The organism is Kitasatospora sp. NPDC057512, from assembly GCF_042802135.1.
Lineage (GTDB): Bacteria > Actinomycetota > Actinomycetes > Streptomycetales > Streptomycetaceae > Kitasatospora.
The window spans coordinates 1-1251 of sequence record NZ_JBHVET010001256.1; the positions used below are offsets into that span (position 1 = coordinate 1).

Sequence of the window (1251 nt, forward strand, 5' to 3'; positions counted from 1 at the left end):
CGACGGCGCCGTCGACGCCGCCGGGCACCGACTCCCGTACGGCGGCGGCCACATCGGGTGCCGTGCGCGGCACGAACCACTCGGCGCCCAGGTCGCGCACCAGCCGCTCGTCGTCCTGCCCGGCGAGCGCGACCACCCGCAGGCCGCGCAGGACGGCCAGTTCGACGGCGAAGCCGCCGACGCCGCCCGCCGCCCCGGTGACCAGGACGGTGGAGCCGGCCGGCAGGTCGAGCAGGTCCAGGGCCTGCAGCGCGGTGAGGCCGTTGAGCGGCAGCGTCGCGCCCTGGGCGAGGGTGGCGCCGGCCGGGGCGGGGGCGAGGGCGTCCGCGTCCAGGACGACGTGCTCGGCGTAGGTGCCGAGGTCGCTGTCCAGGCGGTCGCGCAGCCCCACCACCCGCTGGCCGACCGAGAATCGGTCCACGTCCGGTCCCACCGCGTCCACCGTCCCGGCCACGTCCCAGCCGATGCCGGTCACCGCGCGCGGGGCCATCAGCCCGGCCCCGGCGAGCACCCCGGAGCGGGTGACCGCGTCCACCGGGTTGACCCCGGCCGCCGCCACCCGCACCCGCACCTGCCCGCGGCCGGGGCGCGGCAGCGCCACCTCCACCAGCTCCAGCACCTCGGGACCGCCGAACTCCCGCACCACCACGGCACGCATCACGACACCCACCCCTCACGAATCGGCAACTCCACCCAACCTAAGGAGAGTTACTCTCCAGAGGGAAGGACGCACCCGAAGGTGCGTACCGAACGGAAAGGAGAGTGGGCCGATGCCCACCACGACCGCCGCCCGGCGCCGCGCCGCCGAGGCCGCCGCCTACGACGCCTACCTCGCCTGGTGCCCGGCCCGCCAACTCCTGGACCGGATCGGCGACAAGTGGGTCAGCCTGCTCGTCTCCGCCCTCGCCGACGGGCCGCTGCGCTACAGCGACCTGCGCCGGCGCCTGGCCGGGGTGAGCGAGAAGATGCTCACCCAGACCCTGCGCGCCCTGGAACGCGACGGCCTGGTCAGCCGCACCGTCACCGCCGGGGTGCCGGCCCGCGTCGACTACGAGCTCACCGGGCTCGGGCGCGACCTGCTGCCGCTCGTGCGGCAGATCAAGGCCTGGGCGGAGAGCCACATGCCCCAGGTGCTGGCGGCCCGCGCCGCGTACGACGAGGACCACCAGGCACCGCACTGACCCGGGGGACCGGGGACGGTCCGGGCGCAACCTCCGGCGGGGCGGCTCGTTGGGCCGTACCGGGTCGAAC

Annotated in this window: 2 protein-coding genes; one reads left to right on the forward strand and one right to left on the reverse strand. The window is 76.1% G+C overall.

What is annotated here, in order from left to right:
* On the reverse strand, positions 1 to 658 hold a 658-nt coding region (locus ACFU6K_RS39315), incomplete at its 3' end, for an alcohol dehydrogenase catalytic domain-containing protein (RefSeq protein ID WP_380671518.1).
* Between the two features lie 112 nt (positions 659 to 770).
* Here ACFU6K_RS39315 and ACFU6K_RS39320 point away from each other — a divergent pair.
* Positions 771 to 1181 (forward strand): winged helix-turn-helix transcriptional regulator, encoded by a 411-nt coding sequence (locus ACFU6K_RS39320; RefSeq protein ID WP_380671520.1) that lies wholly within the window; start codon positions 771 to 773, stop codon positions 1179 to 1181.
* Positions 1182 to 1251: the final 70 nt, after the last annotated feature.

What these genes read in the sequence shown, in the direction of transcription:
- ACFU6K_RS39320 (WP_380671520.1), top strand. Translation starts at nt 771, where the DNA reads ATGCCCACCACGACCGCCGCCCGGCGCCGCGCCGCCGAGGCCGCCGCC.